This window comes from Phenylobacterium sp. (assembly GCF_031425575.1).
Classification (GTDB): Bacteria; Pseudomonadota; Alphaproteobacteria; order Caulobacterales; family Caulobacteraceae; genus Phenylobacterium.
Map to the genome: position 1 here is coordinate 1 of NZ_JANPJP010000017.1, position 5308 is coordinate 5308.

7 protein-coding genes and 1 pseudogene are annotated in these 5308 nt (G+C 66.6%); 5 read left to right on the plus strand and 3 right to left on the minus strand.

All coding sequences use genetic code 11. The annotated features are described in order from the left end of the window. A pseudogene (locus RMO97_RS00840) lies at nt 1–303 on the plus strand (guanylate kinase); the annotation flags it as partial. A gap of 152 nt (nt 304–455) precedes the next feature. Next, complete coding sequence (locus RMO97_RS00845) at nt 456–905, plus strand: hypothetical protein (protein WP_310538670.1); 450 nt, start codon at nt 456–458, stop codon at nt 903–905. Nucleotides 906–949: 44 nt separating this feature from the next. On the opposite strand, the gene RMO97_RS00850 is transcribed toward RMO97_RS00845, so the two are convergent. Further along, complete coding sequence (locus tag RMO97_RS00850) at nt 950–1516, minus strand: GNAT family N-acetyltransferase (RefSeq protein WP_310538671.1); 567 nt, start codon at nt 1514–1516, stop codon at nt 950–952. 388 nt (nt 1517–1904) lie between these two features. Between RMO97_RS00850 and RMO97_RS00855 the strand changes: the two genes are divergently transcribed. Together RMO97_RS00855 and RMO97_RS00860 are read left to right on the plus strand one after the other, a co-directional pair. Then, entirely contained in the window at nt 1905–2180 is a 276-nt protein-coding gene (locus RMO97_RS00855; RefSeq protein ID WP_310538672.1) for a hypothetical protein, read from the plus strand. A gap of 405 nt (nt 2181–2585) precedes the next feature. After that, complete coding sequence (locus RMO97_RS00860; protein WP_310538673.1) at nt 2586–3374, plus strand: methyltransferase domain-containing protein; 789 nt, start codon at nt 2586–2588, stop codon at nt 3372–3374. A gap of 5 nt (nt 3375–3379) precedes the next feature. On the opposite strand, the gene RMO97_RS00865 is transcribed toward RMO97_RS00860, so the two are convergent. Beyond that, nucleotides 3380–3676: a GIY-YIG nuclease family protein gene (locus RMO97_RS00865; RefSeq protein WP_310538674.1), complete on the minus strand. Its 297-nt coding sequence runs from the start codon at nt 3674–3676 to the stop codon at nt 3380–3382. A 282-nt stretch (nt 3677–3958) separates the two neighbouring features. On the opposite strand from RMO97_RS00865, the gene RMO97_RS00870 reads away from it, so the two are divergent. Next, nucleotides 3959–4657, plus strand: a complete 699-nt coding sequence (locus RMO97_RS00870; RefSeq protein WP_310538675.1) for a hypothetical protein — start codon at nt 3959–3961, stop codon at nt 4655–4657. A gap of 58 nt (nt 4658–4715) precedes the next feature. Here the strand turns inward: RMO97_RS00870 and RMO97_RS00875 are convergent. After that, nucleotides 4716–5308, minus strand: a 593-nt coding sequence (locus RMO97_RS00875; RefSeq protein ID WP_310538676.1) for a DMT family transporter, incomplete at its 5' end; no start/stop codon positions are given.

Sequence of the window (5308 nt, forward strand, 5' to 3'; positions counted from 1 at the left end):
AAACAGATCGCCGAGGCCGCGCCGGACGACAGCGTGCGGGTGTTCATCCTGCCGCCCTCCTGGGAGGACCTGTCGCGCCGGCTGCACGCGCGCCAGCAGGACAGCGAGACGGTGATCCAGCAGCGCCTGGACCTGGGCCGCGACGAGATCGCCCACTGGGGCGCCTATGACTATGTGATCGTGAACAAGAACTTCGACCGGGCCTATTCGGACCTGATCCACATCTACCGGGCCGAGCGGCTGAAGCCGGGGCGGAACATCTGGTTGCCGGGGTTTGTCGAGGGGTTGCTGGCGGAGGGGTAGGGAAGAGTTCCGCTTGATCACTGACTGTGAGCGGCCCGTTGCTAGGTCTGCTAAGGGGTGGGAAGAGGACGTTGCCGTGGTAACGCTTGGAGATGGCTTGGTGGACACGACTCCTTCGCGCGTCCTCACCGCAAGTGCGTGCCGACCGGCTGATGAAGCGCGGCGTCGCTCTCGTGGCGAAAGGCAAGACGACCGAAGCGTTAGCCGTTGCTTCGGAATTGCATTCCATTCGCTACTCAGGGGCTTTTGAGGTCGAAGCTCAAGCGCTGGCTCGCGAGGGCTCAAAAGAAGCGGCGATAGCAGTCTTGCGGAAAGGCTTGAAAGTCGCACCGGCAAGCTGGTTGAACGGCAATCTCCTCGGTAATTACCTGTCGGACCAGGGTCGCTACGAGGACGCCTTCGCCGTCTACGATGAGGCGCTGCAGGCACCCGCCGCTGACCGCATTCTCATTGAAGCCAACTACGCCTTGGCGCTGCTGCGCGCGGGGCGCGCTGAAGAAGCGCGAGCAAAGATCGCCAAAGTTCTGGTGCAAGACCTTTCCAAGGCCGAGCCCGATACGCGAAAGTTCTTCCAATCGGTATTTTCCGACCTCAAGTCGTAATGTCCGCTTCGGGTGGTGTGTCCGCTAGGCGGGCGAACGGGACTTCACCGAACCATGGCGTAGAGCCGGGTGTTTCGGAGCGTGCCATCGGGGTCCGCACGCTCATGCTCCATCAGGCCTTCATAGTTCATTCCAATTCGCTCGCAGATGCGCCAGCTGGCGCCGTTCTGGTCGTCAGGCAGGGCGAAGACGCGTCGAGCCCGCAGGTGAACGAACGCAAACTCCAAAATCGCCGCCACAGCTTCGGTCATGAGGCCTTTTTTGGCGTAGGTGGACCGGCCCCACCAACCGATCTCCAGTTTCGGAACGCTCCAGTCGGGACGGTGCAGCCCGCTTGAGCCGACGATCGTTCCGCTACCGCGTAAGGTGATGAGCAGGGGGAAATCCGCTCGTCGTGCGAAGGCCTCGCTGCAAGCCCGGCAGAACTCTTCCGACCCCTGAGCGGATTGGTCGTCCAAGGACCAGCCCATTGCGGCTGGCCAACGGCGCAGATCGTCCAAGCTGTCGATGATGGCATCGTGCAGCGCTCGCCCATCACCTTCTCGATGCGGTCGGATCAGCAGCCGATCGGTCACAATCTGCTCGGGAATATCTTGGAGCCACTCGCGCATTTGGCGAGGTTACTCGACTGACCCATCGACTGCTACCGGTCGTGAGCCGCTATTGAACGGTCGACCGAAAACGGACGCTGCGGCCCCGGCTCACAATCTCAGTTCGTCATGGCCGGGCTTGTCCCGGCCACCCATGATCTCCGATGTTCAGCAAGGATTTGCGGCCTGCGCCGCGCGGCCTGAGGTAAGGCAGAGATCATGGATCCCCGGGACAAGCCCGGGGATGACGAATGCTGGTTGGGCCGTTGGCTGAAGGGGCTCCGTCCTGGCCCCACAATATCCCGGAGCCCAGGATTGGCGGAGCTGAGTGGCGCGCTTCTCGGCGCCGCAATGTCTTGCCCGTCGCCGGTCAGGACGTATTCTTCCAACAGCCTTGAGGATGGAAGCCATGAGCGAAGCGATCGGGCCTGGTGATCTGGTGATCTGCGTCAATGTCGCCCCCAACCATGGCTCGGGGCGGCCGGTGCCGCTCGTCGCCGGAGAGAGCTACCGCATCCTGGGGGTGATGGAGTTCGCCTGCCCCTGCGGGCGATCCGACGCCCTGCTGGATATCGGGATCGATTTCGCGTGGTGTCAGACGCGCTTCCGGCTGCTGCCCAAGCCCAAGGCGCAGGCCCGGACGCGGCGGGTTTCGGCGCCGAAGGAATTCGAGCCGGTTGGGTGATGGGTTGGGGCGGCCCAACCCCCGCTCATCCCGGCGAAGGCCGGGACCCAGGTGATGCCCACTCCCATAACAGATGGCGTGTGCTTTGACTGGATAATCCCGAGGCGCGGGGGATGAATCTGGGTCCCGGCCTTCGCCGGGATGAGCGGGGTTTCGGATGGCGGCAGATTGTCGCCCAGACCGCGCCGGCCTTGGCTGCTTCGCGCCGCCCTTCGGGTCGCCGGGATGAGCGGTGTGGGGTGGTTTGGAATCCGGCGGCAGTGCTTATTGAATGCCGCTCTTTGCTCCCGCCCAAAGACGTGCGCTGTCAGCGAAATTCCCGATGCGACTGATCTTTTTCATACAGTGTCCCAGCAAACAGGTGCGGCCCAGAGCAGCGCCACCCCCGACACCCGGAGACCTCCCTTGAGCCAGCTGACCTTCGACGCCGACTCGGCCAGGGCCCTGGAGGCGATCTACATGACGCCCGACGTGGTTGCGCAGCGGGGGCGGGTGATCGATCTGCTGGCTCCGGCGGCCGGCGAACACCTGGTGGACGTGGGCGTCGGGCCGGGGCTGCTGGCCCTGGATCTGGCGCGGCTGGTGGGGGAGTCCGGGCGGATGGTGGGCCTGGACCTGGCGCCGGCCATGGTGGCGGCGGCCACGGCCAGGCTGGCCGGGCTGTCCCAGGCGGAGGTCAGGATCGGTGACGCGGCGAACCTGGACCTGCCCGATGGCGCCTTCGACGGGGCGGTCTCGACCCAGGTCTATGAGTATGTCGCCGACATGCCCCGCGCCCTGGCCGAGCTGCACCGGGTGCTGCGGCCCGGGGGGCGGGCGCTGATCCTCGACACCGACTGGCGGAGCCTGGTCTGGCATTCCTCCGATCCGGCCCGCATGGACCGGGTGCTGGCCTGTTGGGACGCGCACCTGGCCGACCCGCACCTGCCGGCGAAGCTGGGTCCACTGCTGCGCGACGCCGGCTTTTCCGTGCGCCGGACGGAGATCGTGCCGATGTTCTCGCCGCGCTGGCAACCGGTCAGCTATGCGGGCGGCATGGTCCGCACCATTCGCAACTTCGTGCGGGCCAACGGCGCGCGGTTTGGCCTGGACGAGCCCGAACTGCAGGCCTGGTGGGCCGAGCAGGAGGCCCTGATCGCCGCCGACGCCTTCTTTTTCAGCGTCAACCGGTACGCGTTCCTGGCGACGCGCTGATGGGTTTAGAACACCAGCAGGTTGTTCAAGTCGTCGCCGAGGTCTCGCCACTCGGGGTTCGTCTCTTCGATCAGTCTGAGCTTCCAGACTCTTCGCCATTCCTTGATCTGGCGCTCTCGGCGGAAGGCGTTTTCGCGGAGTTCGAAGGACTCGAACCAGACCAGCTTGTCGACGCCGTACTTAGCGGTGAAGCCCGGGCGCACCTTCTCGCGGTGCTCAAAGACTCGCTTGGCGAGGTCATCCGTCGAGCCGGTGTAGAGCGTGCCATTGCGCTGGCTGGCGAGGATGTAGGTGTAGAACATGCCCTCCCTCCGCTCATCCCGGCGAAGGCCGGGACCCAGGTGAAACCCACTCCGATCTCTGACTTGTTCCGCTGGTGAGGAGGTCACTCCCAACGCCGGAGATGAATCTGGGTCCCGGCCTTGACTGCTGCGCGCCGCCCTTCGGGTCGCCGGGATGAGCGGAGAGTGTTCTCTAAATGTTCTTGCAATTTCGCGCAGGTTTGGTAGAGTTCCGCCATTGGTCAGGACTGCGCGCCGCGCGTCCTTAGGGCCGGTGATCCCTTAGAATTGCAGGATATTTCCATGAGCCGGAAGCGGGTCTGGGGCGAGGTCGCCCTGGTGGTGGAGGAGGTGTGCCTGCGACTGGAGGCCGGTGAGCCGCTGGCCGTGGTGTGCCGGGAGGCGGAGATGCCGCACGAGAGCACGCTGCGGGCCTGGCTGAAGCGGTTTCCGGATTTGAAGGTCCGCGTGGACGGCGCCCGTGCCGCAGGGTTGGCGGTGCAGGCGGCGCGGCCTCTGGTGATCCGGGTGCGGCCGGTGGCGTTCAATGAGGCGCTGGCGGACGCGGTGTGCGAGCGGCTGGCGGCGGGGTCGCAGGGGCTGGAGGCGGTGTGCGCCGACCGCGACCTGCCGTCGTCGGCCACGGTCTATCGGTGGCTGGCGGACTATCCGGACTTTGCGGCCCAGTACGGGGAGGCCCGCCGCATCCAGGCGCACAGGATGTTCGACGAGGCGCGCGCCATCGCCAAGGCGGCCACGGCCAAGTCGGTGGCGGTGGCCAAGCTGCGGATCGACACCCTAAAATGGCAGGCGGCCAAGCTGGCCCCCCGGGTCTATGGCGCGCGGGTTGAGCGGGATCTGGAGCCGGAGGCGCCGGTGATCAATGTCGAGATCGTCAAGTTCGGCGCTGCCAAGCGGCTGCAGAAGGAGGTGGACGACCTGCGCGCGCGGTTGGCGGCAGCTGGGCTGGAGCTTCCGCCGCCGAGCGTGGAAGAGCCCTAGGTTTGAGCTCCTCGCCCCACGTCTTTCGGGGGGAGAGGGGGGCCGCTTGCGCCGCCTCCTAGGCCCCGTGCCCGTGCCGGTGGTGCAGGTCGGGGTAGTGGGGGTGGGTGTGGGTGAGCGGGGTGTGGCGGTGGGGGTGGCTGTGGGGCTCGCCGGGCGGGTCACCCGGGGCGTGGTCGTGCTGGTGGTGGGCGTCGTGGACGTGGCGGTGCTCGTGGTCGAGGGGCTCGTGGGTGTGGGGGTGTTCGTGGGCCTCCATCAGGTGGAGGACGACGCCGACGATCATCAGGGCTGAGGCGGCCAGGAGCTGCATCGTGATGGGTTCGCCGAACATGGCGATGGCCAGGCCCGCTCCGATGAAGGGGGCGGTGGAGAAGTAGGCGCCGGCGCGGGCCGCGCCCAGGTGGCGCAGGGCGAGGACGAACATCACCAGGCTGACGCCGTAGCCCAGCAGGCCGATCAGGCCCGCGGCGAGGGTGGCGGTGAGCGGCGGCATCTGCGCGCCGAGCGCCAGGGCCAGGCTCAGGTTCACGGCGCCGGCCACGAGGCCCTTGATCAGGGCGATCTGGACCGGGTCGGCGGCGCTGAGCTTGCGGGTCAGGTTGTTGTCGATCCCCCAGGCCAGGCAGGCGCCGGCGATGGCCAGGGCGC